Raw genomic sequence first — 219 nt, forward strand, 5'->3', positions numbered from 1 at the left:
TATTTACGCCTTCGATTAGCTGGATTGAGCCATTTGACATTTTATTTAGACCACCATTAAGAGTGCCTAAGCCAGTTGTTACTTGGCTTGAACCGTCTGCTAATTGCGTTACTCCATCAATTAATTGATCTGACCCCTTATTTAATTTATTTGCACCTACTTTGGCATTATTTAATCCTTCACCAAATCCGTGAAACTTACTTACAAATTGGTTTTGCG

General features: G+C 37.0%; 1 protein-coding gene. It reads right to left on the bottom strand.

From position 1 onward, the window contains the following. A partial coding sequence (locus tag MR170_RS31960; protein WP_242310799.1) for a hypothetical protein occupies positions 1 to 219 on the bottom strand: 219 nt, incomplete at both ends.

Origin of the sequence: Bacillus cereus group sp. BfR-BA-01524 (genome assembly GCF_022662595.1) — a bacterium.
GTDB lineage: Bacteria > Bacillota > Bacilli > Bacillales > Bacillaceae_G > Bacillus_A > Bacillus_A thuringiensis_S.